Origin of the sequence: Synechococcus sp. W70.1 (assembly GCF_047461515.1) — a bacterium.
Lineage (GTDB): Bacteria > Cyanobacteriota > Cyanobacteriia > Thermostichales > Thermostichaceae > Thermostichus.
On sequence record NZ_JANSHH010000022.1, the window covers coordinates 60,572 to 85,763 of the forward strand.

Annotated in this window: 24 protein-coding genes; 13 read left to right on the forward strand and 11 right to left on the reverse strand. The window is 59.6% G+C overall.

What is annotated here, in order from left to right:
* Window positions 1–15: 15 nt before the first annotated feature.
* From purF to NW808_RS04635, 6 genes are all read right to left on the reverse strand, one after another.
* Window positions 16–1,587, reverse strand: a complete 1,572-nt coding sequence (gene purF, locus NW808_RS04610) for an amidophosphoribosyltransferase (RefSeq protein WP_414420443.1) — start codon at window positions 1,585–1,587, stop codon at window positions 16–18.
* Between the two features lie 269 nt (window positions 1,588–1,856).
* Window positions 1,857–2,501: an AAA family ATPase gene (locus NW808_RS04615; protein WP_414420542.1), complete on the reverse strand. Its 645-nt coding sequence runs from the start codon at window positions 2,499–2,501 to the stop codon at window positions 1,857–1,859.
* The gene (locus tag NW808_RS04620; RefSeq protein WP_414420444.1) at window positions 2,429–3,082 is read right to left on the reverse strand and encodes a hypothetical protein; all 654 of its coding nucleotides are present in this window, start codon (window positions 3,080–3,082) and stop codon (window positions 2,429–2,431) included. Before NW808_RS04620 ends, NW808_RS04615 begins: the two co-directional genes overlap by 73 nt.
* Before the next feature lie 688 nt (window positions 3,083–3,770).
* Window positions 3,771–5,453, reverse strand: a complete 1,683-nt coding sequence (locus NW808_RS04625) for a hypothetical protein (protein WP_414420445.1) — start codon at window positions 5,451–5,453, stop codon at window positions 3,771–3,773.
* Window positions 5,454–5,491: 38 nt separating this feature from the next.
* Window positions 5,492–6,037, reverse strand: a complete 546-nt coding sequence (locus NW808_RS04630; RefSeq protein ID WP_414420446.1) for a thiol-disulfide oxidoreductase DCC family protein — start codon at window positions 6,035–6,037, stop codon at window positions 5,492–5,494.
* 11 nt (window positions 6,038–6,048) lie between these two features.
* A complete protein-coding gene (locus NW808_RS04635; RefSeq protein WP_414420447.1) occupies window positions 6,049–6,186 on the reverse strand; it encodes a hypothetical protein in 138 nt (45 codons plus the stop codon).
* A 206-nt stretch (window positions 6,187–6,392) separates the two neighbouring features.
* On the opposite strand from NW808_RS04635, the gene NW808_RS04640 reads away from it, so the two are divergent.
* Both NW808_RS04640 and NW808_RS04645 read left to right on the forward strand, forming a co-directional pair.
* Window positions 6,393–7,475 (forward strand): glycosyltransferase family 4 protein, encoded by a 1,083-nt coding sequence (locus NW808_RS04640; protein WP_414420448.1) that lies wholly within the window; start codon window positions 6,393–6,395, stop codon window positions 7,473–7,475.
* Window positions 7,476–7,533: 58 nt separating this feature from the next.
* A complete protein-coding gene (locus tag NW808_RS04645) occupies window positions 7,534–9,699 on the forward strand; it encodes a glycogen debranching N-terminal domain-containing protein (RefSeq protein ID WP_414420449.1) in 2,166 nt (721 codons plus the stop codon).
* Between the two features lie 8 nt (window positions 9,700–9,707).
* Here the strand turns inward: NW808_RS04645 and ispF are convergent, their stop codons facing one another.
* Both ispF and NW808_RS04655 read right to left on the reverse strand, forming a co-directional pair.
* The gene (gene ispF, locus NW808_RS04650; RefSeq protein WP_414420543.1) at window positions 9,708–10,181 is read right to left on the reverse strand and encodes a 2-C-methyl-D-erythritol 2,4-cyclodiphosphate synthase; all 474 of its coding nucleotides are present in this window, start codon (window positions 10,179–10,181) and stop codon (window positions 9,708–9,710) included.
* A 364-nt stretch (window positions 10,182–10,545) separates the two neighbouring features.
* Window positions 10,546–10,839, reverse strand: a complete 294-nt coding sequence (locus tag NW808_RS04655) for a TIGR02450 family Trp-rich protein (protein WP_414410357.1) — start codon at window positions 10,837–10,839, stop codon at window positions 10,546–10,548.
* 107 nt (window positions 10,840–10,946) lie between these two features.
* On the opposite strand from NW808_RS04655, the gene NW808_RS04660 reads away from it, so the two are divergent.
* The 8 genes from NW808_RS04660 (at window position 10,947) to NW808_RS04695 (ending at window position 20,317) form a co-directional block, all read left to right on the forward strand.
* Window positions 10,947–11,354: a hypothetical protein gene (locus tag NW808_RS04660; protein ID WP_414394318.1), complete on the forward strand. Its 408-nt coding sequence runs from the start codon at window positions 10,947–10,949 to the stop codon at window positions 11,352–11,354.
* A 93-nt stretch (window positions 11,355–11,447) separates the two neighbouring features.
* A complete protein-coding gene (locus NW808_RS04665) occupies window positions 11,448–12,800 on the forward strand; it encodes a TldD/PmbA family protein (RefSeq protein ID WP_414420450.1) in 1,353 nt (450 codons plus the stop codon).
* A gap of 186 nt (window positions 12,801–12,986) precedes the next feature.
* Window positions 12,987–13,157 carry a hypothetical protein gene (locus tag NW808_RS04670; RefSeq protein WP_414420451.1) on the forward strand — a complete coding sequence of 57 codons (171 nt, stop codon included), beginning with the start codon at window positions 12,987–12,989 and terminating at the stop codon, window positions 13,155–13,157.
* Window positions 13,158–13,583: 426 nt separating this feature from the next.
* Window positions 13,584–14,612: a M14 family metallopeptidase gene (locus tag NW808_RS04675; protein ID WP_414420452.1), complete on the forward strand. Its 1,029-nt coding sequence runs from the start codon at window positions 13,584–13,586 to the stop codon at window positions 14,610–14,612.
* A 277-nt stretch (window positions 14,613–14,889) separates the two neighbouring features.
* Window positions 14,890–15,660 (forward strand): hypothetical protein, encoded by a 771-nt coding sequence (locus NW808_RS04680; protein ID WP_414420453.1) that lies wholly within the window; start codon window positions 14,890–14,892, stop codon window positions 15,658–15,660.
* A gap of 12 nt (window positions 15,661–15,672) precedes the next feature.
* A complete protein-coding gene (gene uvrB / locus NW808_RS04685; protein ID WP_414420454.1) occupies window positions 15,673–17,760 on the forward strand; it encodes an excinuclease ABC subunit UvrB in 2,088 nt (695 codons plus the stop codon).
* Between the two features lie 83 nt (window positions 17,761–17,843).
* The gene (locus tag NW808_RS04690) at window positions 17,844–19,655 is read left to right on the forward strand and encodes a mechanosensitive ion channel family protein (RefSeq protein WP_414420455.1); all 1,812 of its coding nucleotides are present in this window, start codon (window positions 17,844–17,846) and stop codon (window positions 19,653–19,655) included.
* A 17-nt stretch (window positions 19,656–19,672) separates the two neighbouring features.
* Window positions 19,673–20,317, forward strand: coding sequence for a DUF721 domain-containing protein (locus tag NW808_RS04695; protein ID WP_414420456.1), 645 nt, complete (start codon window positions 19,673–19,675; stop codon window positions 20,315–20,317).
* Here the strand turns inward: NW808_RS04695 and NW808_RS04700 are convergent.
* Both NW808_RS04700 and NW808_RS04705 read right to left on the reverse strand, forming a co-directional pair.
* Window positions 20,301–21,146: a prepilin peptidase gene (locus tag NW808_RS04700; RefSeq protein WP_414420457.1), complete on the reverse strand. Its 846-nt coding sequence runs from the start codon at window positions 21,144–21,146 to the stop codon at window positions 20,301–20,303. The genes NW808_RS04695 and NW808_RS04700 overlap by 17 nt on opposite strands.
* Before the next feature lie 76 nt (window positions 21,147–21,222).
* Window positions 21,223–21,423, reverse strand: a complete 201-nt coding sequence (locus NW808_RS04705; protein ID WP_414394303.1) for a hypothetical protein — start codon at window positions 21,421–21,423, stop codon at window positions 21,223–21,225.
* A 225-nt stretch (window positions 21,424–21,648) separates the two neighbouring features.
* On the opposite strand from NW808_RS04705, the gene NW808_RS04710 reads away from it, so the two are divergent.
* The 3 genes from NW808_RS04710 (at window position 21,649) to NW808_RS04720 (ending at window position 24,292) form a co-directional block, all read left to right on the forward strand.
* On the forward strand, window positions 21,649–23,901 hold the full coding sequence (locus NW808_RS04710; protein WP_414420458.1) for a ComEC/Rec2 family competence protein: 2,253 nt from the start codon (window positions 21,649–21,651) through the stop codon (window positions 23,899–23,901).
* A gap of 97 nt (window positions 23,902–23,998) precedes the next feature.
* Window positions 23,999–24,088: a cytochrome b6-f complex subunit PetN gene (locus NW808_RS04715; protein WP_414404797.1), complete on the forward strand. Its 90-nt coding sequence runs from the start codon at window positions 23,999–24,001 to the stop codon at window positions 24,086–24,088.
* Between the two features lie 39 nt (window positions 24,089–24,127).
* Window positions 24,128–24,292 carry a hypothetical protein gene (locus NW808_RS04720; protein WP_414394298.1) on the forward strand — a complete coding sequence of 55 codons (165 nt, stop codon included), beginning with the start codon at window positions 24,128–24,130 and terminating at the stop codon, window positions 24,290–24,292.
* Here the strand turns inward: NW808_RS04720 and NW808_RS04725 are convergent.
* On the reverse strand, window positions 24,289–25,176 hold the full coding sequence (locus NW808_RS04725; protein WP_414420459.1) for a TatD family hydrolase: 888 nt from the start codon (window positions 25,174–25,176) through the stop codon (window positions 24,289–24,291). The two genes, NW808_RS04720 and NW808_RS04725, sit on opposite strands and share 4 nt — an antisense overlap.
* Window positions 25,177–25,192: the final 16 nt, after the last annotated feature.

The window sequence follows — 25,192 nt, forward strand, 5'->3', positions numbered from 1 at the left end:
GCTCTCCAGCATTGGCTAGCGATCTTTGCGGCTGGCTGCTGTCTCCAGAGCGAGCTTGGAGCGCTTTAGCCCCTCTGGGACAGGAATGGGGTAGTGGCCGGTAAAGCAGGCAGAGCAAAAAGAATTGGGGTCCTGGCCTGTAGCCGCCAGCATACCCTCCCAGCTCAAGTAGGCCAAAGAGTCCACCCCGATTTTCTCAGCAATTTCTGCCACCGAATACTTGGCGGCAATCAACTGGTCTTGGCTGTCCGTGTCGATGCCGTAGAAGCAGGGATGGGTAACCGGCGGACTGGAGATGCGCATGTGAACTTCGGTGGCCCCCGCCTGGCGCAGGGCCTTGACGATTTTCTGGCTGGTGGTGCCGCGCACAATCGAGTCGTCCACAATAACAATTCGCTTCCCCCGCAGCACATCTTCCAGGGGGTTGAGCTTCATGCGAATGCCCCGCTCCCGCATCGACTGGGTGGGCTGAATGAAGGTGCGGCCCACATAGCGGTTTTTAATCAGCCCCTCGGTGTAGGGGATCCCTGTCTGGCGGGCATAGCCAATGGCTGCCGGGGTGCCGGAATCGGGCACCGCGATTACCCAGTCGGCCTCTGCTGGAGCTTCCCTGGCCAGTTGTTCTCCCAGCCGCACCCGGTAGGAGTAGAGGCTTTCCCCATGCATGCAACTATCGGGGCGGGCAAAGTAGATCATCTCGAAGATGCACAGTTTAGGGTTGGCCTCCGCCCAGCGCACCGATTGCAGCCCCTGCCGGTCAATCCACACCAGCTCCCCCGGCTCCACCTGGCGCAGGTAATCGGCTCCGATGATATCCAAAGCACAGGTCTCGGAGGCCAAGACATAGTGCAGCCGTGGGGCTTCGGGGCAATTGGGGCTACCCAGCATCTGCGGCTGCAGCAGCTCCTGCCTGGTGGGGTTGCTGCTCAAAAGTCCTAACACCAGCGGGCGCACGCCGTAGGGATCCCGCGCTCCAATCAGCCCTTCGGGGGTGCCGATGACCAGGCTAAAAGCCCCACGGCAGCGGCGCAGAGCCTGACAGGTGGCTTCTACCCACCCTTGGCCCTGATTGACTGCCTGGGCAATGGCGTGGGCAATGCACTCCGAGTCGGTGCTGCCGGTGAGGTGGCGGTCGGCAGCTTCCAGTTCTCTGCGCAGCTCTTCGGCATTGACCAAGTTGCCGTTGTGGGCCAAAGCCAGCGGCCCCAGGCGGCTTTCCACGATTACCGGCTGAGCGTTGGCCGCGCGGCTAGAGCCAGTGGTGGAGTAGCGGGTGTGGCCCACTGCCAAGTCGCCGCTGAGCTGGGCCAGGTTTACCTCGTCGAAAACTTGGGAAACTAGGCCCATCGCCTTGTGTACTCGGCAAAAAGCTCCTTCAAAAGTGGCGATCCCCGCCGATTCTTGGCCGCGGTGCTGCAGGGCAAACAGCCCAAAGTAGGCTAGTCTGGCCACCTCCTCCCCAGGGGCCAAAATGCCAAATACTCCACAGGCCTCCTTGGGCTCCTCCTGGCTGTTCCAAAAGCCGGCAGGCCACTCCTGCTCCTCTCCCCCCGCCGGAGATGGTCTTGCCCCCGCTTTTGCTGCCATGGATCCTCGTCTTGCCCGTTTGTACCTACCAGTCTAGCCTGAACCCAGCCCCTTCCCCCTCGACTACGCCGGGATGAGCAGGTCACTGCCAAGTTGCTATAGGTCTTTCAGGGCGGAAGAGGGGCTATCGACTTCAATGGGGCCTAGTCCTCTCTTTTGAGCCAGGGTTTGCAGCTCTTGAACCAACCGTTGATCCTGGGAGGCGGTTCGAGCTCCCGACTCAGCAGCCCATGCCTTCAAGTCTTGAATTTGGTCGCGGGCAATGGCGGCTAGAGGGACGGTTTGGCGAATGGCTTGAGGATATCCTCTTGGGTAAACTCGCGGGGTGGATCTTGGTTAAAGGCCACGTGCATGGCGTCATAGATAGCCTGTTCAATTTCTGCCCCGCTAAAGTCTTCCGTTGCAACGGCCAGCTCGGTGTAGGAGAAATCGCGCACGCGGTTGGACCGCAGTCGCTGGATGTGGACTTGAAAGATCTCCTCCCGCTCTCGTTGGTTTGGCAAATTGACAAAGAAAATCTCGTCAAACCGACCTTTGCGCAGCAACTCAGCCGGCAAGATGCGGACGTTGTTGGCAGTGGCCACAATGAAAACGGGTTTGGTCTTTTCCTGCATCCAGGTAATGAGGCTGCCAAAGACCCGTTTGCTGGTGCCTGAATCCCCGGAAAACTCACTGTTGATGCCGCCAAAGGCTTTATCCAATTCGTCAATCCACAAGACACAGGGGGCCATCGCCTCGGCAATTTGGATCATCTGCCGCACGCGGCTTTCGCTTTCGCCAACGATCCCACCGAACAGCCGCCCCACATCCAGCCTAAGCAGAGGCATGCGCCACTCGCGGGCTATGGTTTTGGCGCAGAGGGATTTGCCAGTGCCTTGGATCCCGGCCAGCAAAATCCCTTTGGGACTGGGCAAGCCATAGTCGCGGGCCTGAGCGCTAAAACTGTTGCGGCGTTCTCTAATCCAGGCCTTGAGGTTTTCCAGGCCGCCGACATTTTGCAAGGTTTCCGAAGGGCTGTAAAATTCCAGGATTTCCGTCTGGCGAATGTATTGCTTTTTTCCTCCAGAACCAGATCGACATCTCCCTCGTTGACCTTGCCCTTGGCGGCTAAGGCGCGGGCCAGGATGCGTTCAATGCGCTGCCGCGTCAGCCCTTGGCAGGCTCGGATCAGTTGCTCAAGAGCAAGACCGCTCACCTGCAGTAGATTAGGAGGGATAACGCTGGTGATAATTCGTTCAATTTCAGAAGTGCTGGGCAAGGGAAAGTCACAGACCACCATTTCTTCTCTCAAGTCTGAGGGTACAACTGCTTCTGGCTCCATGAGAATAATGGATTTGCGGCTGCTGCGGCTCTGCCCAGCTAAAGTTTTCAGGTAGCGAATGACGGGATAATTATCCGAGCGTTCTGGATTTCTCAGGGTAGGGTTAAAGTCTTTCAAGACACAAATCACTGCTTCATCTTCTCTGATGGTGCCGATGCGGTTCAAGGCAGGCATCAATTGCCCCTTGTTCTGACCGTTATCAGACCAGCCAGAGACAATATCCCAGATTAAGAGCTTGCGTTTGGGCTTCAGAGAGTCGGCTAGGATGGTAATACCTCCTATTTTTGTTAGACGTCAGTAAGTGTTGCCGCAAGGAGGGCATTGAAGACATCCTTGAGGCGGGTTGCTTCGGTCACTGCAGTGCTTGTTCCGTTTGGCATGGTTATACCTCCTTTTTTGTTTAACTTGTCTTTCCAACCTGCCGCTCCGCGACCGGCGGCAGTTCGTTATCAAACGACGCCCGGTTCCGAAGACGCCAGGAGGAGGGGCGGGCTGCCGCCCTCTGGAGTCCTTGACTCATCGGATCAGTAGCTGTTCCGCCACGCATGCAGAGATTCCTTCACCAACTTGAGTTTGCCTTACAAGCCCTCAATTTGCCATCCACTATTTGTCAGCATTTTGTGGGTGCTTTTGGAGAAGCACGGAATCTGAATTTGCAGGGCGTCGGCGACATCCGCAAAGTCCGAAGTTATGACACTTCTCTGCGATTGCCTGAGACATAAGGAAGGGGCACCGAGCGGTTGACTGATCACCCGATGCCCCCTTGAATGTCCTCATCCGCACGAGAGGTAAGACGCCGAGAAGGTTCCGTTGCCACTGACCTTGAAGAAAGTTCCGTCAGCGGAGAAAGCGATGGTGCCGTTCAAAAAAGCGGAAACCCCTCCTCACAAAGTATAATGACAATGGGACCAACGCGGACATCAATGCATATGTTACCCGTGCCTATGTCTAGTGTCAACCAGATTGGTTTTTGTGCTAGTCGCTCCCCACGGCCCACTGTCGCTGGCACCTCTTTCACCGTATTTCCCTTTGCATCTACAAAGCGTGCAAGCCACTCGCCCGTGGCAGATCGTGCGATGCGCACCGTGTAGAAGCCAGAAGGAATCCCAGAGGATTGCGGTATCCGGAAGTAGCCAAAGAACACATCCTGCCCCTTGGCCAACTCGTCCAGCGTCAGCTCTTCCACGCCCTGGAAGACCGTGTGGACTACCAAGTTGTCATTCCTTGAGCCAATGATGACCTGCCTGTACGAATTGTTCTTGATGGTGTTGATTATCATGCGGGCTGCCTCGTAAAAGTTCGCGGTTGCCTGCGCGATTACCTGACCCTCTGCCGGCAAGGGGGTTGGGTCAGGTCCACCTGTGCCCAGCCGCACTGATGCCTTAGCATTGCCCTTTTCCCAGTGGATATCAATCTCAATTCTACTGCCGGTTATTGGGTTTCTTGGGTCTATAAAAACGCCCCCTGTTAGCTTGGGTTTGGGTATCTCTATCTGTGCGGGGTCTCCCGGCCCTACTTGCGCATCGGTCTCAAGCGCGACCCGTCCATCCAGGTTCTTGAACTGCACCTTCCATTGCGTTGTCCCCGGCGTTTGGAAAAACCGCACAGTGTAGAAGCCCGAAGGCAGACCGGAGCCTTGCGGCAGCCGCAGGAAGACAAAGAGCACATCAGCACCCCGCGCCAATTGCTCCAGCGTCAGGTTCTCCACCCCGGCGATGCCCGCATTCACCACGACGGAGCTGCCATCATCAAGCGGAATGGCGACGAAGTTGTCTGTGTAGATCTTCACGCCCGCTTGACGCGCAGCCACTTGCATTTCAGAAGCAACTGCATCGCGGAAGGCCTTGTTGGCTTCTTGCAACTTGGCTTCTAACTGCCATGTCATGTCTGGCATCGGAGTCGGGGTGGGTGTTACAGTGAGTGTGGGAGTTGGCGTCGGGGTCGGAGTCGGGGTGGGTGTTACAGTAAGTGTGGGAGTTGGCGTCGGGGTCGGTGTTGCTGGAGTCTTGAAGAGGGTATCCAACTGAGTTTGAGTAACATTCACCTCGGGAAGCTTCAGGGTGCCGGACAAAAAGCCGTTAACCTTGGCCGCAGGCGCCTCCGTGCCCAACGTGGCTACGGCAAACAGCACCGCCGCATCTTTGCAGTCAACCGTGCCGTCGCCCGTGAAGTCAGAGATAGCGGGCTTCAGCGGGTCACCTAGCCCAGTGACATCAATCTCCTTAATCGGCCCTGCTTTAAGCGTGTTGTTGACAAAACCTACGATCTTGGTTGTGTCGCTAGTGTTGAGAGTGCAGGCGGCAAAAAGGATTGCTGCATCCTTGATGGTGACTGAGGTCTTTACCCCGTCGTAGTAGAAAGCAATGCTCTCAGAGCCCTGCACTGCTGCTTCTGGCGCCTGAGCTGAAATTGTCGGGGGAAGCTGAGTAACAGCCGGAGGATCCGAAGTAAGGGAACAAGCCGCCACTCCTCCTGCGAGGGAGGAAGCCAAAATCAAGGGAGCTATCGGGTGACGAAAGCGGGATTTTGAGTTGCGGGAAGCCATGGCAGATCTCCTTCAAAAACTTGCTAGGGTCAACGTCCTTAGCAAGAGCTGCCCAGCTCACCCCAGGGAAACTCAAAGGCAAACCTTGAGTCTAGTCTCAAGTATACCCAAAGGGCGCTCAAAAAAGCACAGCGACGGTGGTCATGGAGGACTTGGAGTGCACAGGCATTAACCTTCTGCTGCGGATCCCTATGCCCTGCCGCCAGAAGGGCGCATAGGTATGGGGTGTTACGGCGGCCAAACCACTCGTAGCGGTGATCCCGGATCTGTTCGTAGCCTCGATCCCCCAGAACCTTCAAGCCAGGAAAGTTGCGGTACAGAGCCAGCCACACCTCCCCGCTCGGCAAAAGGGCGGCAATTTGTTCAATGGCAGCGGATCCCTGCCAGCGGCGCTCTGGGTGCTCCAGATCGATGAGAATCATCCCCAGCTCCACCTGCTCCGGTGGGATCCCCCATTGAGCCAGGGTAGAGGTATCTTGCATGGGGGCATAGCAAAACTGCTGTCCGCGATCCAGTTGCTCCAAGAGCTGAACGCCGGTGGCACAGAGGTTGCAGAGGCCGTCGTAGATAACCATGTAGGGCATGGTGGGATCCCTTAGGCAGGCCGACCCAAAATTTGGGCTTGGTACTCTGCCTCTGTTTGCCGCGGCAGAAATAGCCGGCCCATGAGGCGATTGTATTCGTGCTGGAAATCGGCTAGGCTTGGGGGATGGACTATTTTCTCACCAGCCAACACAACAAAGCCAGCCGGCTAGCCCATAGGCTGGATCTAGCTGGCTCCCTCTTTTTTATCATCCGGCTTTAGCCAAGGGGTTGTAAGAAAATCCTGCAACCAGCTGTAACAGGGCTGGGCTGCCGGGGTCAGCACCTGGGAAGTGACTTTCAGCTCGGCGCAACCAACAATCCCAAACGGCTACCAATTTGGTTTGGAGGATAACGATGCGCATTGCCCAAATTGCCCCGTTGCACGAAAGTGTACCCCCCAAGCTCTACGGCGGCACCGAGCGGGTGGTCTCGTGGTTAACTGAAGAGCTAGTGCGGCGCGGGCACGAGGTGACTCTATTTGCTAGCGGCGACTCTCAGACCCAGGCTCGCTTGATCCCTTTCCGGGAGCGGGCTTTGCGCTTGGATCCCACGGCCATTGATACGGTGGCTCCCCACATCTTGATGGTGGAGAAGGCCTTTCAGATGGCCAACGAGTTTGACATTATCCATGGCCACATCGACTACTATCCCTACGCCCTGGCCCGCCGCCACCCTCAAGTTTCTTTTTTGGCCACTCTACACGGGCGACTGGACATTCCGGAGCTGCAGCCTCTCTACAGCGAGTTTCAGGACATTCCGGTGGTCTCCATCTCCAATGCCCAGCGGCGGCCGCTGCCCCAGGCGCGCTGGGTAGGGACGGTCTACCATGGCTTACCCCTGGATCTCCACCGTTTCTACCCAGAAAAGGGGGATTACCTGGCCTTTCTGGGCCGGGTCTCGCCGGAAAAAGGGTTGGACACGGCCATTGAAATTGCCGCGCGGGCAGGGATGCCGCTGAAGGCTGCTATCAAGATCGACGCGGTGGATCGCCAGTACTACGAGCTAGAAATTAAGCCTCTGGCTAGCCGCCATCCCAATGTGGAGATCATTGGGGAAATCACTGACCAAGAGAAAAACGAGTTCTTGGGCAAGGCCTACGCGGTGCTGTTTCCCATCCGCTGGCCGGAGCCCTTTGGGCTAGTGATGATTGAAGCCATGGCCTGTGGCACGCCGGTGATTGCTACTCGCTTTGGCTCGGTGCCCGAGGTGATGGCCGACAGCCGCTCCGGCTTTATTGTTGACTCCGTGGAAGAGGCAGTGGAGGCCTTGGAAAAGGTGGGATCCCTGGACCGAGCTGGGGTGCGGCAGGTGTTTGAGGAGCGGTTTAGCGTCGAGAGGATGGTGTCGGAATACGAGGCCCTCTACAACCAGTTGGTGAACGAGCGGCAGGAGCGCTCGAAGAAAGCCACCCCTGGCCTGTCAACTCTGCCCAGGTAAAGCTTGAGCTAGCTGCGAGGCTGCTGTTTTGCTGCTTTGGTTGGGTGCGAAGACCGAGATGGCCGAAGACATCATCCAGATTCAGGATCAGTACTACATCCGCGCCAGCGCTTCGCTGGTGGAGGCGCGTCCCCACGTCCTCAAGCAGGACAACTGCTTTGCTGTTTTTGACCGCCTGGGAAACATGCGCCCCCTCGGCATCCGGGATCACGGCCTGTTTCGCGATGACACCCGCTTTTTATCTCGGCTGGTCTTGGACTTGCAGGGGAAGCAGTTTCTGCTGCTCAGCTCAGAGGTGCGGGAAGACAAGGACATTCTGGCGGTGGATCTCACCAACCCCGAGTTCACCACCTCGGAGGGGCAGTTCATTGAACAAGAGACGCTACACGTCTTGCGCACCACTTTCTTGTGGAACAACGTGGCCTATGAGCGCATTCGCATTCACAACTACGGCTTGGAGACGCTCCGCGTGCCGCTTACCCTGCGCTTTGAGGCCGACTTTGCCGACATGTTTGAGATTCGCGGCATCCGGCGGGCGCAGCGGGGGCAACTGTTGCCGGCCCAGGTGACGCCGGAGGGGGTAACTTTGCGCTACCGCGGCCTAGACGGACTGGAGCGGCAGACGCGGCTCCTATTTTCCCCTCCTCCGGACGTGGTTTCGGAAAAGCTAGCGCAGTGGTGGGTGCCGCTGGCACCTCAGGAGGAGCGGGATCTAGAAGTAAGGGTAGTCTGCAGCTATGGCGGCGAGGAGATCCCGCCCCTGACCTACCAGGAGGCACTGCAGGCAGAACGGGAGCAGCGGGCGGCGCTAAGAGCTTTGGCCCACCGCATCGACACTGGCAACGCTCAGTTTAACGAGTGGCTCAACGCCTCGCGGGACGACCTGGTGATGATGCTGGCCCGCACTCCCTATGGGCTCTATCCCCACGCTGGCGTACCTTGGTTTGCCACAGTCTTTGGCCGCGACGCGCTGATCACTGCCCTAGCCACCCTTTGGTGGTTTCCCGATTTGGCGCGGGGAGTGCTGCTGTACCTGGCAGCCCACCAGGCCCAGGAGGTAGATCCCAGCCGCGACGCCGAGCCGGGCAAGATCTTGCACGAGCAGCGCTACAGCGAGATGGCCAAGACGCGCGAGATCCCCTTTGGCAATTATTTCGGCAGCATCGACTCAACACCGCTGTTTGTGGTGCTAGCAGGGCGCTATGTGCGCCGCAGCGGCGACCTCGAGCTGTTGCGGCAGTTGTGGCCCAACATCGAAGCAGCCCTAAGCTGGATGGACACCTACGGGGATCTGGATGGCGACGGCTTCTTGGAGTATGCCAGCAAGGCGCGACGGGGCTTGCGCAATCAGGGCTGGAAAGATTCGGAAGACGCCATCTTCTATGCCGACGGATCCCTAGCGGAGCCACCCATAGCCCTGTGCGAGGTGCAGGGCTACGCCTACGAGGCCAAGCTGTTGGCAGCGGAGATGGCAGAGCTATTGGGGCGGCAAGAGCAGGCGGCGCAACTGCGGCAGCAAGCAGAAAAGCTGCAGCAGCAGTTTTGGGAGCAGTTTTGGTGTGAAGAGCTGGGCGGCTACGTCCTGGCTTTGGACGGGCGCAAGCAACCCTGTCGCGTGCGCAGCTCCAACATGGGCCACTGCCTGTTTTCCGGGATCGCTCACCCGCAGCATGCCGAGCGCATTGCCCGGCAACTCTTGGAGCCGGCTTTTTTTAGCGGCTGGGGGATCCGCACCCTGGCGGAAGGGGAAGGGCGCTACAATCCCATGTCCTACCACAACGGCTCCATCTGGCCCCACGACAATGCCCTGATTGCGGCAGGGCTCTCCCGCTATGGCTATAAGGCGGAGGCGGCCCAGGTGTTGACAGCCTTGTTCGATGCCAGCCAGTTTCTGGAGCTGCGGCGGCTGCCAGAGCTGTTCTGTGGCTTTCGGCGTCGCCAGCGGGAAGGCCCCACCCTTTATCCGGTGGCCTGTCTGCCCCAGTCTTGGGCGGCGGCCAGCGTGTTCCTGCTGCTGCAGGCCTGCCTGGGCCTGGAGATCGACGGCTTGGCCCAGCGGGTGCACCTGACTCAGCCCACCCTGCCCCTGTGGCTGCCCCATGTTACCCTCGAAAACATTCAGGTGGGGCGCGGATCCCTGGACATTGGCCTGTATCTCCAGGCAGGAGGGGTGGGAATCAACGTCCTGAGAAGCACAGGGGATGTGGAGTTAACGGTGAGGTAGGAATGCCCTCAGCGTTCCACCAGCAAGGCTACAGCAAAGGCAGCCATAGCCTCCCCCTGACCTACAGGACCCAGTTTTTCGTTGGTGGTGGCCTTGATCCCTACCTGCTTGGGCGATATTTGCATAGCCTCGGCTAGACGAGCCTGCATGGCAGGGATGTGAGGCTGGAGCTTGGGCTGCTCCGCCACCACCACACTGTCTACATTGGCAACGCACCAGCCCTCTTGGCCCACCAGCTGCACCACTTGCTGTAGTAAAAGGATGCTATCTGCCCCTTTCCAACGCTCTTCTTCAGGGGGGAAGTAGTAGCCAATATCCCGCAGAGCGGCAGCCCCCAGGAGAGCATCCATGATGGCGTGGGTGAGGACATCGGCGTCGCTATGGCCCAATAGCCCCTTTTCGTAAGGGATCCGGATCCCGCCCAGGATCAGGGGGCGCCCCTCGACGAGGCGGTGGATGTCGTAGCCCTGGCCAATGCGCACTTTTCCGGCTCCCTTGGGAAAACCATCGAGACCCTTGTCGACCATCGCCCCCTCCGAGGAGCTAGGGGGATGGGAGTCGAGTAACCGACAAGCAGCTTTTGAGAGCGCCTCTTTCTATTCTGCCAGCTCCAGAGGGGAATAGCAGATGGGACAAGACGAACCACTGTAGCAGTCGAAGCAGATGAGGTGAGACTTCCCGTAGGGATTGGCGCAGCGCTTGGCCCACTGATAATCGCTGTAGCTAAGATCTTTTCCGCAAACGTCACATCTGGCCATCTCGCTTTCTTCTCCTCAAGCTTCTGAATTAAAACACCACACTAGAGAGATGATCCTAATCGATCCCTGAGCCCCAGCTTGAGAGAAACTATCCCCCAGCCCTGTCCAGAAGGGGATCCTGCCGCCCGCAGGAAAGCCCCCCTTCCAGCGGCGTCCAGCCCGGCTGCCAGAGATCCCGGTTCTTCAGGGTGGCCGCGTTGACCCAGAGGCGCACCTGGGGATCGCAGACGGCCTTGAGCTCGGCAAACACTACCCCCCCTTCCCCCTCTTGGCGAGCGGTAACCTGAAAATGTCGCCAGCCCAGCACAGGCTGAACCGAAGTCCACTTGGAGCCGAGGAGGTGGGGAAAGCGCTGCTTTCGGCGGGGTCTGCTACGGGCCATGGGTTAAGGACTGGCTGCTACCCTACCGCTGCCTGGGGGCGAGCGAGGAGCGGTAGGATGGCTAGAAGTGCTCTGGCATTCCAATTTACCCCCTAGCCTATCCAACGATGGTGCAACATGGGCAACCGCTGTGGCTCTTTTGGCAGCAGGTGCTTCTGAAAGCGAGACTTCTATTGCTCCTCCTGGCGTGTCTGGTTTTGGGCACGGGACTGCCCTGGGTCGCGTCCAGCGCTTGGGCAGCAACTGAGCCAGGACTATCTGGCAAACTAACGGGGCCGGAGTGGCGCCAGGCCGATCCCGAAGCCAAGCAGGCGTTTTGTCGCAAAGCCTTTCAGGCGTTCCGAACCTCTCCTGCCCAGAGCTACATCATCAGCTCCAACGTGCAGGCCTTAACCCCAGAGGGCCTGTGCCGGCGCATAGACCAGTTTTACCAGTACGCCATCCACGACGAGATCCCGCTCAACCAGGCGGCCAATATCGCTCCCCTGCTTTTTTCGGATCAGCCGCTGGAGTAGGGGCCGCCGCCTGAGGGAGGGCTTGTCTCCTGCTCCTGAGCGAGATCTTGGCCCTAGGTTGATAATAGAACTGTTCTCTTGCCGCTCTCAGCCATGCCCGGCTCTGTTATTTCCCCCGAAAACTTGCTAGATCTCTGCGAACAGGGTGTGCAAAAGGCCTTGGCTGCCGGCGCTGACCAAGCCGAGGTGTTTGCCAACTCAGGCCGCGAGACGGAAGTCACTTTTGAGAAAAATGACCTCAACCTGGTTCGCACTAGCTGTGAAACCCTGTTTGGCATTCGGGTTTTCTGTGGCGGCAGGCTGGGCTTTGCCACCTCCAACCGCCCAGAGGATCTGGCCGAAACAGCAGCTGAGGCGGTGGCCATGGCCAAGGCTTCGCCGGCGGATCCCCTCAACGGCCTGCCGGATCCCCAGCCTCTACCTCAGGTGCCCTTTGCCCTTGACCCAGGCCTGCTGGAGCTGGATGCTGCCGAGCTGACGCAACTGGGATCCCAACTGGTGGAGTGGGTGCGCTCCAAAGACCCGCGCATCACCATCGACAGCGGCTCCTTCAGTGTGGAAGAGGATACCGTGGCCATTGCTTCTTCCACCGGCATCCGCGCCAACTACCACAGCGTTGAGGCGGGCGGATCCCTATTTGGCATGGCCATCGATGGGGATGAGGTAGGCAGCTTTGCCTACGACGGCGACAGCGTCCAGAAGCGGGCGGATCTAGTGCCGGCCCTAGAGCGAGCTTTTGATCGCTTTGTGCAAAAGTGCGTGGGGGCCCTGGGGGCTAGCAAGGGAGAGAGTTTTCGTGGCCCCATCGTCCTGCCGCCGGATGTGGTGGAGGAGTTTCTGGGAGACCTCCTCTTTGTGCTGGGGGCGGATGCAGTGCGCAAAGGCAAAAGCCCCCTGGCGCAGAAGATGGGATCCCTTATCGCCAGCCCTCTGTTGACGCTGGTTTCGGAAGGCCTGGGCTTGCCCGGCTACCTCATCGAGCCCTTTGACCGCGAGGGGATCCCCCGCCAAGTTACCCCCCTAATCCACGAAGGGATCCTCTGCAACTTCATGTACAACAGCTACGAGGGCCGGGCTGCCGGCGTTCCCTCCAATGGCCATGCCACAGGCGGAGCGGGCAGCTTGCCAGGAGTGGGGCCAGCTTGTTTGAGAGTGGCGCCGGGGACAACCCCCCTGGCTGAGCTGTATGCCATGGAGCGGGGCATTATTGTCACCCGTCTTTCCGGCAGCAGCAACCCCATCACCGGCGACTTTTCCGGGGTGGTGAAAGGGGGCTTCTTGGTCAAAGGCGGCGAAAAACGCCCCATCCTGGAGACCACCATTGCCGGCAACCTCTACGACTGTTTGCGCAATATCTCTGCCATCTCCCGGGAAGTAACTGTCTTCAACGGCACGGCTGCCTTTCCTGCCCTGCGCATCGAAGATGTCTCGATAACGGCAGGCTAGCTGACCAAGTCAGTGCCCTGGGATATCCAGCCAGCAACCATAGGCTAGGGCTGGCCAGGAGGCAACAGCGGTAAACTGTCCTACCCCGGGATCCCTGGCAGCAGCGATACGGTGGTCTTATCAAAAGCCGCGGAGTTGACCCGATGGGCCAGTAGATCGCCTGCCTGAGTTTTAGCGACGAAGACTTTGTTCAAAGCTCGGCTGCAGCAAGAAACGGATTTGCTCGACCGCTGGCTCGCCGGTGTGCCGGGGCTGGATCCCATTTGCCGGCCTTCTGCCCAGGGATCCCTGGTGGGCGGGGCGGGTTTGAGCTGGAAGCCTGGCTGGTCACCCCCCGGGAGATCCAGCCCCGATTAACTCAGCCTACCTGGAGGCCGTGAACAATTCGCTGGTGGTGCCGGAACTGGCCCCAACAGCCGGCCACAGGTTTTGGTCGGCTCGGCTCTGCGGCAGTTGCAGCAAGAGCTGCAAAATGGGGCCACCTGGCAGCGGCGCTACGTCCCCAGCATGGTAAAGATATGCAACAATTGACCTGTGCCTACTGGGAACGGCAGCGGCAAGGTCAGCCGGTACACACTTGGGATCTCGACTAGGAAAGCGCCCTCCCCGTATGGCAGGGGATCCCCCTGGGCAAGATGGATCCCTTGCCCAGCTTGGAAGGGGGGAGATGCCTTCTCAGATCAAAGGGCAGGGCGACGACCCAAGCCACCAGCACGGTAGCCAGTTGTTCATTTCTGCTCCTGAGCAGCCAAGAGTTTGCGTTGAAGTGCTTGCCCAACCCTCATGCTCACCGTTCTCGACCACCTGCCGGATCAACTCCTGGAGCTAGAGGCCCATCAACTCTACGACCGCTTGGGCGGGCCAACCCTCATCCATCTGCGGGGAAGGCGGGATCCCCCCTTGTTTGTGTCTGTCCTGCTGCACGGCAACGAAACCACTGGTTGGCAGGCAGTGCGACAGCTTCTGCGCTGCTACCGCGAGCGAGAACTGCCCCGTTCTCTGTCCCTCTTCATCGGCAATGTACGGGCTGCTCGCTATGGGCAGCGGCGCCTGGACGGCCAGCCAGACTACAACCGCATTTGGGGCCCCGGCTCCACCCCCGAGCATGCCATGGCCGAGGCGGTTTTGCGGCAGATGCGGCAACGCGGCGTCTTTGCCAGCGTTGACATCCACAACAACACGGGCACCAACCCCCATTACGCCTGTGTCAATTACCTAGATCCTTCCACCTTGCACCTGGCCACCTTGTTTGGTCGCACTGTCCTCTACTTCAGGCGGCCAGAAGGCGTGCAGAGCATGGCCTTTGGGCGCTTCTGCCCGGCAGTGACCCTGGAGTGCGGCAAGCCGGATCAGCCCTACGGCACCCAGCATGCCTACGCATTTCTGCAAGCCTGTCTTCATCTTTCGGCCATCCCGCAGCGCCCCGTCCTTAGACAAGACATCGACCTCTTTCACAGCATCGCCATTGTCAGGATCCCGGAAGAGGTGAGCTTTAGCTTTGGGGAAGAAGAGAGCAAGCCGCAGGGATCCCAGCCACACCTGCGCTTCCCCCCCAACTTGGATCTGCTTAACTTTCGGGAGTTACCTCCCCACACCTGCATTGGATGGACCACCAACGGTTTCTACCTGGAGGTGCAAGATGAGCAAGGCCAAAATGTGGCGGAGCGCTTTTTCTATGCCCAGGATGGGGAAATTCGCACCCGTGTGCCTCTTGTGCCAGCCATGCTCACCCTCAATAGCCATATCATCCGCCAAGATTGCCTCTGCTACCTGATGGAGCGCTGCCGCACCGCTGTCGCGAACGAGGACTAGAGGGTTGAGGAGCTCCTCCAATTTCCAACGCTTGTGGACTGCCGCCCACCAGACTTGCTGCTCAACAAAGCGGACTTGATCACCGCTCTACACCCCTGATGCCCCTTGCCTGCTCGCTCCCCTGGCCTGCATTTTGAATGGGCACGCTTTTCGCTCAAAAGGAGCCGCGTCTTGAGTGGCAAGGGGTTAGACTGGGAAGCACTGGCCGTCGGCCTCAGGCGGGTGTGCCGGTCAACGCCGCCTGCCCATAAGAACTTTTGGGAGAGGGTGAATGGCGATGGCTCGCAGCAAACTGTCAAAGCAAGAACAACAGCAGATCGTCAATGCCTACCGCGACTCGGTAGCTACTGTTGCTGAACTGGCGGAGCAATTCCGCGTCAGCCTCGCCACCATCACCCGCGTTCTCAAGGAAAATATCCCTCCTGACGAGTACCAGCAGCTAATCCAGCTCAGACGCTTAGCAGCCCGCCGCAAAGACAGGGACAAGGAAGAGATACCCCAGCCACAACAGGTTTTGTCTCCAGAGGACGCCTCTAATCAAGCGGGCGAAGGAGCAGAACTGCCCCCTGAAGCGCTGCCAGTCCACCTGGTGGCTGAGCTGCAGGAAGATCTGGCTGCAGAAGCAGACGACGATGAAGCGGAAGAGGAGGAAGACACCAGTGACGATCTGCCGGAGGACGCCGAAGCAGAGCCAGATCCCCTCGCTGGGCCTGTCCATCAAATTCAGGTGCTTCCCCTGGAGGAGCTGGAGCTGCCCGAGACCTGCTACGTAGTGGTGGACCGCTACCAAGAATTGGCCACCCGCCCCCTCAAGGAATTTTTGGGGCCGGGATCCTTGGAAGGGATCGAGAATGCCAATACGCTGCCCGTTTTTGACAACCACAAGGTGGCCCGGCGCTTTTGCGAAATGAGCCGCCGAGGCAGCAACACCCACCCGCCCTACCGGGTCATCCACTTTCCCGGCTACATTCTGGGAATTGTGCGCTCGCAGTTGCAAAAGAAAGGCATCACTCATCTGCTGGTAGATGGACAAATCTACAGCTTGTAAAGGGTTAGGCCTATGTCTGAGTTTCAACTGGTTTCCCCCTACCAGCCCACCGGGGATCAGCCTCAGGCAATTGCTGGCTTGGTGCAGTCTATTTTGGAGGGCCATCGCTTTCAAACTCTGCTAGGGGCAACCGGAACTGGCAAAACCTTTACCATTGCCCATACTATCCAGCAGATTGGCAAGCCAACCCTGGTGATGGCCCCCAACAAAACCTTGGCCGCACAACTGTGCAACGAGCTGCGCGAGCTTTTTCCCTACAATGCTGTCGAGTATTTCATCAGCTACTACGACTACTACCAACCGGAAGCCTATTTGCCCAGCACCGACACCTACATCGCCAAGTCTTCTTCCATTAACGAAGAAATTGACATGCTGCGGCACTCGGCTACCCGCTCCCTCTTTGAACGGCGGGATGTCATTGTTGTGGCTTCCGTAAGCTGCCTCTACGGCTTGGGCATGCCGGAGGAATACCTAAAGGCTTCTATCCCCTTCAAAGTGGGCCAACGAATTGACCAACGGCAGGTCTTGCGGGATCTGGTCGGCATCCAGTACGAGCGCAATGATCTGGAACTGGCGCGGGGGCGGTTTCGCGTCAAAGGGGATGTGCTGGAAATTGTGCCTGCCTATGAGGATAGAGTAATTCGCATTGAGTTTTTTGGCGATGAGATCGAGGCCATTCGCCTCCTTGACCCGGTGACAGGCGCGATCCTCACCAGCGTCAGCGCCCTCAGGGTTTATCCAGCTCGCCACTTTGTAACACCCGAAGAGCGACTAGAACAGGCCATCCGCAGCATTGAGGAAGAGCTGGAAGAGCAGCTAGATCTCTTTCGCCGCCAGGGCAAGCTTTTAGAAGCTCAGCGGCTGGAGCAGCGCACCCGCTCCGATTTGGAAATGCTGAGGGAGGTGGGCTACTGCAACGGCATTGAAAACTACTCCCGGCATTTGACGGGGCGCAAGGAAGGGGAGCCGCCTGCTTGCTTGGTGGACTACTTCAAGGCCAACGATTGGCTCTTGGTGGTGGACGAATCCCACGTTACAGTGCCGCAAATCCGGGGCATGTACAATGGGGATCGCGCCCGCAAACAGGTGTTGGTGGATCACGGCTTTCGCCTGCCCAGCGCCCTTGACAATCGCCCCCTTAAAGCCGAGGAATTTTGGGCCAAAGTCCACCAATGCATCTTTGTTTCCGCCACGCCCGGCAACTGGGAATTAGAACAAAGCGAAGCTCAGTTTGAAACCGTGGTGGAAAATGGCAAACCCCTGAAGTTCTACATACCGGGCACAGGCCGGGTTGTAGAACAAGTTATTCGGCCCACTGGTGTGGTGGATCCAGAAGTGCATGTCCGCCCCACAGCCGGTCAAGTGGAGGATTTGCTCTCAGAAATCTACCTGCGCCTAGAGCGCTCGCAGCAGGGCTTCCCGGAACGGGTCATCGTAACCACCCTTACCAAACGCATGGCTGAAGATCTCACCGAGTACTTGCAGGAACGCGGGATCCGGGTTCGCTATTTGCACTCTGAGATTACCCCCATCGAGCGCATTGAGATCCTCCAAGATTTTCGGGAAGGAGCTTTTGATGTCCTGGTGGGGGTCAATTTGTTGCGGGAGGGGTTGGATCTGCCAGAAGTCTCCTTGGTAGCCATTTTGGATGCAGATAAAGAGGGATTTTTGCGGGCGGAGCGATCCCTAATCCAGATGATTGGGCGGGCAGCGCGCCATGTCCGCGGCATGGTGGTGATGTATGCTGACACGCTAACTAGCAGCATGGCAAGAGCGATTGCCGAAACCCAGCGCCGCCGCCAAATTCAGTTGGAATACAATCGCCAGCACAACATCACCCCTAAGCCCATCGTTAAGAAAAACAGCAACGCCATTTTGTCTTTTTTAGCCATCTCCCGCAAACTCAAGGGCAAGGATCTGGAAAAAGCCTTGCCAGCGCTGGATGAGATCCCTCTCTCCAAAATTCCAGAGCTCATTAGCGAGCTAGATGCAAAGATGAAAGCGGCAGCTAAAAACTTGGAATTTGAAGAGGCTGCCCGGCTGCGCGACCAAATTAAAAAGCTGCGCCAACGGCTTTTGGGCCACCCTCGGAGTGCCTAAACTCCCAGCCTGCCTCCCCAGCCGCAGGACCTGCTTGTGCCACCATGGGCATACCGCCAAGCCTCCTCGGGATTCCTGAAACCATGGATGTTCGCCTCCGCCGAGCCATTCGAGATTCCCTCTTGCTGAAGGGGGCTGTACTCGCGCTGGGGCTGACAGTGGGGATCGGTCTCTGGCTTTCCCCTGCCCTCTCTGCCCCCTTTGAGGGCCGCTTGGCGCAGGCTCTTGAGCTGCGGGATCCTGGAGTTGCCCCCGAGGGAGCTCCTTCCCCAACCCCGCTGGGGATCCCGTTGACTGGCCAAGAGGGCACAGCAGTGCTAGTGGGGGGAGTCCCGGTGTTTCGCCTGCAAACGGCAGAATACCCCAGCGACGTGCGGGCTGATAATGTGCGGGCAATCATCGAGCGCTTTTTGGAAGAGGGCCAGTTGCCGGAGCCAGAGGTGCGGGTGGCTCAGGATGCCAATGGGCAGTACGTTCTCCGGCTGGGAGAAAGAGGCCGCTTTGAGGCCACCCAACGGTACTTGTTTACCGTCACCTATGCCGATGCGGCTGCCGAGCGCAGGGTGCCGCTGGCTCAGGTAAGCCTCAACGATGTGCGTCTAGTGGCCAACAGTTGGGCACGGCGGCTGGAACAAGCCATCGCCGAGTACCGGCAGGATTGGCTGGATCTGCAGCGGACGCGGGATCCGCGCGTGCTAGTACTCACTACCTTGGCTGGGCTGGCCAGCGTGGCTGTGGGGTTCTTTCTCTGGCGGCTGTTCGACCGTAGCCTCGTCCGCCTGCAGAGGTGGCTAGAGCTCCGGGCTGACCCAGGTTGGGGAAGCTGGATCGACATGGGAGGATCCCTGCTGCGCAGCCTAGGAGCAATGCTTATTGCCGGCATCTCGCTGGACCGCGGCATTAGCTTCATACCCGCCCTGCGGCCCTTTCAGCGGGCTTTTTACGCGCGCTTGGGGCAGGTGGTGAACACAGCACTGGGCGTTCTCATCCAGCCGCTGCCCAATTCCAATGTTTCCATCGCTAGCCTATTGGTCTTCTTTGTCCTGGCCACTTTGGTCTTTACGGTTGCCCACTATATCAGCGTTGGCTTGAAGCAGCGGTTTTTGGGTCGCCTTGGGCTGGACTTGGGCACCCAGGAGTCGACGGCGGCCATCTTTAAATACGTCCTCACCCTATTTGGGATCCTGCTAGTGCTGCCCTTTAGCGGCCTCAACCTCAGCTCCTTGGCTGTGATTGCAGGGGCGGTGGGCTTAGGAATTGGCTTTGGCCTGCAAAACCTTTCCAACAACTACATTAGCTACCTCGCCATCCTCCTAGAGCGTCCCATCCAGATTGGGGATCTAGTCGAAGTGGACAACTTGCTTGGCACAGTAGAGCACATTGGCCCGCGGGCTACTGTCCTGCGCACCTTGGATCGCATCTTTGTCATTGTGCCCAACTCTCGCTTCACCGAGTCAAAGGTGGTGAACTGGAGCTACCGGGATCCCCGCTGCCGCATCCACATTCCCGTGGGCGTAGCCTACGGCTCCGACACAAAGGTGGTTACCGAAGCCCTACTTGCCGTTGCTAGGGGAAATCCGCGGGTTCTAACCAACCCGCCCCCGCAGGTGTGGCTTAGATCTTTTGGGCCTTCTTCCCTTAACTTTGAGCTGTTGGTGTGGATCAACCGTCCTCAGGACCAATTTGTCTTGATCAGCGAGCTCAACTTCGCCATCGAGGCCGAATTTCGGCGGCGCGGGATCCGCATCCCCTTCCCCCAGCAAGACATCCACATCCGCAGCTTGGAAGGACTGGTTTCCCTCAGCCCCAACGGCGGATCCCGTTCTCTGCCTGACGCTGCTTCTATCCAGTCGGCCCTCAGCGAAGCAGCCCAGTTCTCGGAAGACAAGGATTAGGGTTAGGGAGAGACACCATGCTGCAAAGCCTGGAGCGTGTGTTGGCCAGTTTCAGCGGCCACCCCCTTTGGGCCGAGCTCAACCAAATGCAGACCCTGCGGCAGATCTGGCCGGAAGTGGTGGGAGAAGCGGTAGCCGCGCAAACCTACCCGGTCAACCTGCGCCGCCAGGTGCTGCAGGTGGCCACTTCTACCCCTGCTTGGGCTCAGAACCTCACCTTCCAGCGCCAACGGATTCTCAAGAAACTCAACAGCCGCCTCCACCCTCCCCTCGTGGATATCCGCTTTAGCCCTGCCGCTTGGCATGCGGCATCCAGCTTAGCTAACTCTTTTGCCTCGGATGCGGAACTGGTGGACAGGTTCTACCCCCCTCCCCCTGTATCCTCAACTCCCAAGCGGCCTACCACCCCTCGCTGCTCCAGCTTATCTCCCTCTTCTGAAGAGGCCAAAGCTGCCTTTGAGCGCTGGGCTCGGCTAGTGAAACGGCAACAAACCCAGCAAAACCTGTTTCCCTGCCCTGCCTGCGGCTGCCCCACTCCTGCTGCCGAGCTGGAGCGTTGGTTGGTCTGTGGGTTTTGCCATCGCCAGTCCTTGCGTGGATCCAGCCGTCGCTACCCCAGAGAGTTGCCGCCTGCAGGAATAGCGTCTACTCCAGCAGGTTGACCCAGCGCAAGTAGGCTTCGACCAACGGGGATCCTGCCAAGGCAGCCACAGCCCCGCCTAGAGCCAGGTAGGGTCCAAAGGGAACAGGTTTGCCCAGGCGAGCTCGTCCTCTGGCCATGGCCAATAAGCTAACCAGCAAGCCCAACGCGGAACCCAAAAGGAGGGTCACGACCACCCCCTGCCAGCCCAGCCACATGCCAATGAGGGCCAGCAACTTGCCATCTCCTCCGCCCATGGCCTCCCGCCGCAAAACTTGGCGGCCCACCAAACCAATGCCTTCCACTAGCCAAATGCCCAGCACCGCGCCTGCAATCCCAGCCACCAAAGACGAGCCTGTAGCGGCCAGGGATCTGGATCCCTCTAGCCAAGGCAGCACCAAGCGGGCCAGCAGTCCTGCCAGCAAGCCAGAGCGGGTGAGCGCTTCTGGCAGCAAAAACGTATCCAGGTCAACCAAGGCCAGCGCCAGCAGCCAGCCCAACAACAAGCAGGTGAGGATCCCGCGGGGAGAAAATCCCAGAACCCCAACGCTGAGGCCAAACAGACCCATGGTCAAGGCCTCGACGGCAGGGTAGCGCCAGGCGATGGGATTCCCGCAGTGACGGCAGCGACCACGCAGCAAGAACCAGCCCAGGATGGGGAGGTTCTCCGTCGGCCCTAGGGGCGTCTTGCAGTGGGGACAGTGGGAGCCGGGATAGAGTAGAGAAAGACCTCGCGGTAGGCGGTAGACCACCACGTTGATAAAGCTGCCCACGCAGGCCCCTAGGATCAGCACCAGCACCCAGCCCAACAGGCGCAGTTCCCAGGCGCTGGCCAGGAAGTCTGCCCTCACCGCCGTTCCCAGGCAACAAAGACTAACTCTGCCATCGTATAGCGTAGACCCTCCAGATGGGCAGGGGAGCAGGGCTTCAGCGCAGCGGCTCCAACTGCTGCAAGGGAATAAAGGTCTCCTGAGGCAAGAGAATGGGAAACTCCGAGAAAATCAAGTCGCCCCGCAGGGTACGGCGATGGATGACCACGCCCCGCGGTGGCTGCTCCACCACCTCTGGGCGGTGCTGAAGATGAAGCTGGTAGATCTGGCGAGCTGCTTGTAGCAAAGTGCTGTCCATGAGCAGTCTCACCCCTTGCTGGTGGTTCGATCCTTAGGATATCGCGGCGCAGAGCCGGTGGGCCATCCATCTTTATTTCCCAATTCAGGAAGTTGACCGGCAAGGAACCGAGAGAGGTCGCCAAACGAGCTTGAGCTGGGGGGTAGCCAGCAGGGCAGGTTAAGACAGGGCTATGGATCCCGCTTGGGTAGGAGAGTACAGTGGGGGCAAGCGCGCTGAGAGCAGATGGAGAGAACCTACCTGCTGGGGCTGGGCTGGATCCTAGGCCTGTTGCTGCGGGCCTGGCCGGCAGTGAGCGGCTGGGGGTGGGGGATCCCTCTAGGGCTGGGGCTAGTGGGATCCCTGGTCTACCGGCAACGGCCGCGCCTGGGGCGCACCTGGTTGGCGGCGGGGTTGGTGGGCTGCCTGGCTTGGGCCTACCTGGGCTGGCGGCAGCCTCTCCCCGGCCCGACGGATATTAGCCTTCTAGCCCCGCAGGCGCAGGTGAGTCTGGTGGGCACTGTCCTTTCGGAGCCCCGTCCTACCCGCGGCGAGCGGCGGCAATTCTGGCTCGAGGCGGAGCAGGTGCTGGAGGCCGACTCCACCGCCCGCCAGGTGAGCGGCAAGCTCTACGTCACTGCTAGCCCGGCAGCCCTCCAGGGCAGGGATCTCCATCCCAACCAGCGGGTGCGCCTGGTGGGATCCCTCTACCTTCCCAGTCCGGCTTTGAACCCGGGCAGCTTTGACTTTCAAGCCTACCTGCAGCGCCAGGGAGCTTTTGCCGGTTTCAGCGCCCGCGAGGTGATCCCGCAGCCGGGAGGAAAAGTCTGGGGAGGTTGGGTGTTGCGGCGGCGGGTGCGGGAGGCGTTCATCGCCGGTCTGGGAGAGCGGCAGGGGAACCTCTTGGCCTCGCTGGTGCTGGGATCCCGGGCTGGCCAGTTGGACTTCGATTTGCAAGATGCCTTCCGAGAAATCGGCATGGCCCATGTTCTGGCCGCTTCTGGGTTTCACGTGTCGTTGCTGCTGGGGGTGGTGTTTGTCCTAACGCGGCGGCTGGCAGTGCGCCTGCAGCAGGGGATCCTCCTGGCGGTTTTGGGGGTTTACCTTACCTTGACAGGGTTTACCCCTTCGGTGCTGCGGGCGGCAGTGATGGGAGTGGCGGCCATGCTGGTACTGACGGAGCCGCGGCTGGAGGGGAAAGTTAGGCTCAACCCCCTGGGAACGCTGCTGGTGGCAGCGGTTTTGCTGTTGCTCTATCAGCCACAGTGGATTACAGACCTGGGGTTTCAGCTCAGCTTTGCCGCCACCTTGGGCCTGCTGGTGGGGACAGCTCCCATTGTTTCCCGTTTGGACTTCTTGCCCCCAGCAGTGGCTACCGCCTTGGCTGTTCCTCTGGCCGCCCAGATCTGGACCTTGCCGCTGCAAGTGGCCATCTTTGGCCGCATCCCCACCTATTCCCTGCTGGCCAACCCGCTGCTGCTGATCCTGCTGCTGCCCCTGCTGGTGGCCGGGTTTGGGGTGGCCTTTGTGGCTTTGCTCTGGCCGGGGCTGGGATCCCTGCTGGCCCAGCCCTTGACGTTTTTGATCACACCCTTGATCAACTGGGTGAGCTGGATGGCGAGCTGGCCCTTAAGTTCCTACTACACCGGCAGGGTCTCGCTGCTCCAGTGTCTGCTCCTCTACGGGGCGCTGGTGGCCCTCACCTTTTGGCCGCAGTGGCGACGGGCTTTCCGCTGGCAGGGCACTACCCTGATCATGGCCGCCATCCTGCTGGGGCCGAGGTTGTGGCCGGGGCCGCCAGTTCAGATCACCGCTTTGGCCAGTGGCTCCATCCCCATTCTGGTCATTCAGGCAGAAGGACGCCACCTCTTGCTCAACAGCGGCGATCCCCGCCTGGCCGAGCGCACGGTGCTGCCTTTTCTGCGGCAGCAGGGCCTGCGCCGTCTGGAGGGAGCGGTAGCCATGACCTCTAGGGGCTCTGCCAATGGCGCTTGGGAGATCCTGCTTTCGGCTTTCTCCATTGGGCACTTCTGGGACGGGGGCGGGATCAACGCCGCTTCCGAAAGCTACCTGCGCTCCCTCAGTGCCGTGCAAGCTGCCGGGATCCCCTATCAAGTCTTGCGGCCCGCCGACCGCATCCCTTTTTCCGAGCGGCTGAAGCTGCAGGCTGTCCATACCAACCCCCTGGTGTTGACCCTGGAGGCCGAAGGATCCCGCTGGCTGCTTTTGGGATCCGCCAGCACCCAGGTCCAGGCCGAGCTAACCGGATCTCCCCTGCTGCCGGCCCAAATTGACTGGCTGTGGTGGGATGGGGGATCCCTAATCCTGGACTTGCTGGAGCGCTTTCAGGTGCAGGCGGGCATCAGCTCTGGCTCCGCCGGCGAGGCAGTGGTTACTTGGTTTCGGCAGAGGCAGCGGCCTCTCTACTTAGCCGAGCGCGTTGGAGCAGTGACCTGGTCGCGGCAAGGCGTGCAAACCCTGAGAGCGCAAGAGCTCTAGCACCTCCTCCCCAATTGGGCTTGATTGTGGAGGCGGTGGGGATCCCATCCCCTAAAATGGGATCACCCCGATAAGCCCTCTTTGCTCGGCTAGACCTATGGACATCATCACCTTTGGCTGGGTTGCCGTTGCTGCTTTCTTTGCCTTTTCGATTGCCTTTGTGGTTTGGGGCCGCAACGGCATGTAGCCCTGAGCCTCCCCGCCGTCCTTCAGTGCCTCTAGCCCCATGGAAACCGCCTTGCCCTGGATCCTCCGCCTTGCCTATGGGGGCATCTTTTTGCTCCTAGCAGCCATAACTTTGGGCGTTGGTTACATCACCTTGATCGACTGGCGGGATCGGCGGCGGCGCAACGAGGCAGAACGTCAGGCTCGCCGCTCCAAACGCCGCTAGCGGTTTGCACACGCCTCGCGATTGGGCTGGTTGCCGGCGGCCCTCAGAGCAGGAGGATCTCCTCCGCCGTCGCCTTGCTGGGGAAGGCGGAAGAGGCGAGCAGCATTTTGGCTGGTTTGTTGGGCCAGATCCTCCAAGGGGATCTGCAACAACTCCGCCAAGGTTTGGGCCACCCGCTGCACGTGGGCCGGCTCGTTGCGTTTGCCGCGGAAGGGAGTAGGGGCTAGGAAAGGGCAGTCGGTTTCCACCAGAAGCTGGGACAGGGGCACCTCCAAGGCCGAGCGGCGCACCGTCTCCGCGTTCTTAAAGGTCACGATGCCGCTAAAGCTAATAAAGCAGCCCAGCTCCACAAAGAGCCGCGTCTCCTCCGGGGATCCGCTCCAGCAGTGCATCACCACCCGCAGCGATTCCCCTGTGGCCATGGCCTCTTGGAGAATCTCATAGGTGGCCGCTGCCGCCTCGCGGCAATGGACAATCAGGGCTAGATCCTGCTCCCGGGCAATGGCAATGTGGGCGCGGAAGGATTCTTTTTGCCGCTCGATATCTGACGGGTCGGACTTGTAAAAATCCAAGCCCGTCTCCCCGATAGCCACCACCCGCCTGTCGCCCGCGGCCAACTGGGCAATCTTTTCGGCCAGAGCCGGCTGCCACTGGCGCGCCTCAAGCGGATGCAGCCCCACCGACAAGAACACCTCGGGATACTGGTCGGCAATGGCCTGCAACTGGGGAAACTCCGCTGGCGTGACGCAGGAATGTACTAGTTGCCGGATCCCGGCCTGGCGCCAGCGCTCGGCCACCTGGGGCAGATCTTCTGCAAAGTCGGGATAGTTTAAGTGGACGTGGGTGTCCACCAGGGGGGCAGCGGGCAAGACGGCGGTGCTCAAAGCTCAGCTCCGGACA

Bases quoted from the DNA above. Each gene is read 5' to 3' on its own strand.
- purF (WP_414420443.1), bottom strand. From the start codon at position 1,587: ATGGCAGCAAAAGCGGGGGCAAGACCATCTCCGGCGGGGGGAGAGGAG.
- NW808_RS04620 (WP_414420444.1), bottom strand. From the start codon at position 3,082: ATGCCTGCCTTGAACCGCATCGGCACCATCAGAGAAGATGAAGCAGTG.
- NW808_RS04625 (WP_414420445.1), bottom strand. From the start codon at position 5,453: ATGGCTTCCCGCAACTCAAAATCCCGCTTTCGTCACCCGATAGCTCCC.
- NW808_RS04630 (WP_414420446.1), bottom strand. From the start codon at position 6,037: ATGCCCTACATGGTTATCTACGACGGCCTCTGCAACCTCTGTGCCACC.
- NW808_RS04640 (WP_414420448.1), top strand. From the start codon at position 6,393: ATGCGCATTGCCCAAATTGCCCCGTTGCACGAAAGTGTACCCCCCAAG.
- NW808_RS04645 (WP_414420449.1), top strand. From the start codon at position 7,534: ATGGCCGAAGACATCATCCAGATTCAGGATCAGTACTACATCCGCGCC.
- NW808_RS04655 (WP_414410357.1), bottom strand. From the start codon at position 10,839: ATGGCCCGTAGCAGACCCCGCCGAAAGCAGCGCTTTCCCCACCTCCTC.
- NW808_RS04660 (WP_414394318.1), top strand. From the start codon at position 10,947: ATGGTGCAACATGGGCAACCGCTGTGGCTCTTTTGGCAGCAGGTGCTT.
- NW808_RS04665 (WP_414420450.1), top strand. From the start codon at position 11,448: ATGCCCGGCTCTGTTATTTCCCCCGAAAACTTGCTAGATCTCTGCGAA.
- NW808_RS04675 (WP_414420452.1), top strand. From the start codon at position 13,584: ATGCTCACCGTTCTCGACCACCTGCCGGATCAACTCCTGGAGCTAGAG.
- NW808_RS04680 (WP_414420453.1), top strand. From the start codon at position 14,890: ATGGCTCGCAGCAAACTGTCAAAGCAAGAACAACAGCAGATCGTCAAT.
- uvrB (WP_414420454.1), top strand. From the start codon at position 15,673: ATGTCTGAGTTTCAACTGGTTTCCCCCTACCAGCCCACCGGGGATCAG.
- NW808_RS04690 (WP_414420455.1), top strand. From the start codon at position 17,844: ATGGATGTTCGCCTCCGCCGAGCCATTCGAGATTCCCTCTTGCTGAAG.
- NW808_RS04695 (WP_414420456.1), top strand. From the start codon at position 19,673: ATGCTGCAAAGCCTGGAGCGTGTGTTGGCCAGTTTCAGCGGCCACCCC.
- NW808_RS04705 (WP_414394303.1), bottom strand. From the start codon at position 21,423: ATGGACAGCACTTTGCTACAAGCAGCTCGCCAGATCTACCAGCTTCAT.
- NW808_RS04710 (WP_414420458.1), top strand. From the start codon at position 21,649: ATGGAGAGAACCTACCTGCTGGGGCTGGGCTGGATCCTAGGCCTGTTG.
- NW808_RS04715 (WP_414404797.1), top strand. From the start codon at position 23,999: ATGGACATCATCACCTTTGGCTGGGTTGCCGTTGCTGCTTTCTTTGCC.
- NW808_RS04720 (WP_414394298.1), top strand. From the start codon at position 24,128: ATGGAAACCGCCTTGCCCTGGATCCTCCGCCTTGCCTATGGGGGCATC.